At 28.0% G+C, this 1,313-nt stretch carries 2 protein-coding genes; both read left to right on the plus strand.

Annotated features, from left to right (window positions below):
- Nucleotides 1-18: 18 nt before the first annotated feature.
- Entirely contained in the window at nucleotides 19-471 is a 453-nt protein-coding gene (locus ADIWIN_RS16925; RefSeq protein WP_020897606.1) for a hypothetical protein, read from the plus strand.
- A gap of 178 nt (nucleotides 472-649) precedes the next feature.
- Entirely contained in the window at nucleotides 650-1,186 is a 537-nt protein-coding gene (locus ADIWIN_RS16930) for a hypothetical protein (protein WP_020897607.1), read from the plus strand.
- Nucleotides 1,187-1,313: the final 127 nt, after the last annotated feature.

Below are 1,313 nucleotides of genomic sequence, written 5' to 3' on the forward strand. Positions count from 1 at the left end.
ATTCATTTGAGGTAAATTATGAACGGAAAAGAAATATTAGATTCTATAATTAACAAAAGACTGAAAAATGGTCGAATTCAATCGTTTTTCTTAAACGGAGAATTAGTTGACAGAATCAATGTTACTTATCTGAAATTTGACAATTGGATTAGCATTGTGTCAACGGATGAAATGACAACAATCAGAAAAGCAGAAGATTCTTTTGAATCGATTAAATCTTATGGAGATGGCGAATTTAATTATCCTGTTGAACAAGCTGAAATTCACTTCCCTGAATTTGAAAAATATATCGGGAAAAAAGTGGTCGAATGGAAAGAATTAGTTTGGAAAAAAGATAACGATTTGAGTTTTGGAATAAATTTATACTTTGAGAATAATTTGAATTTAATAATTCATAACGAAACAATTCCTGACGATAAAAACGAATATACTTTCGAGAATAAATTACCGAAAGATTTAACTGAAAAATAAAAACGAAATGCCAACACCGTATATAATTTATTGCTGGCTTCTCGCCTACTTACGAAAGTCCTCGCGGACTTTCTTGGTCGGTAATTATTTACTAAATTAGTTGCTTAAACCACGCAACAAACCATATACAAACACGTTGTGGCTAATTTGATAACGAACTCATAATCAAAATTATAAAATGGAATTTCCAGAAGAATTAATATCAAGAAACAAGGAGATAATTTCTGATATTATTATAAAATTTAATCAAGTTGAAAATATGGTTAAAGAAATAATTACAGAATTTATAGATTCAGAAAAATCCGAATTTATAAATAGCATTTTATTGAATAATCTAATTCTTAACTTCTCATCAAAATTTAAAGTTTTACAATTTATTATTGCTGACAATAAAATAGAAACTGATAAAAATTTCAATAAAAGTATTAAGATTTTAATGGCAAATAGAAATATTATTGCTCACTCGGACAATATACTTGATTACGATATAGAAATATTTCCGGTTAAAACATATTTATCTTTCCATCCTGTTCTCGAATTCCCGAAATATATGTCGACAATACAAAAAGTGGAATCAAAAAGTCAATTGACGATTAACAATGGGGAAATTCAAACAATAGAAATTGAAAAAATTTATTCTGATTTTATAAAATATTTTGAAATTGCAACGAACGAATTGAATAAAATAATGGAAATTATAAAAGGAAAAAACTAGCCACAACACCGTGTATAATTAATTGCTAGGTTCTTCCCTACTTGCGAATATTCCTGCGGAATATTCACGGGTTCGTAAAAGTTTACTAACTTAGTTGCTTAACCACGCAACTAACCATACACAACAA

This window comes from Winogradskyella psychrotolerans RS-3 (genome assembly GCF_000427335.1).
Classification (GTDB): Bacteria; Bacteroidota; Bacteroidia; order Flavobacteriales; family Flavobacteriaceae; genus Winogradskyella; species Winogradskyella psychrotolerans.

What these genes read in the sequence shown, in the direction of transcription:
- ADIWIN_RS16925 (WP_020897606.1), top strand. Translation starts at nt 19, where the DNA reads ATGAACGGAAAAGAAATATTAGATTCTATAATTAACAAAAGACTGAAA.
- ADIWIN_RS16930 (WP_020897607.1), top strand. Translation starts at nt 650, where the DNA reads ATGGAATTTCCAGAAGAATTAATATCAAGAAACAAGGAGATAATTTCT.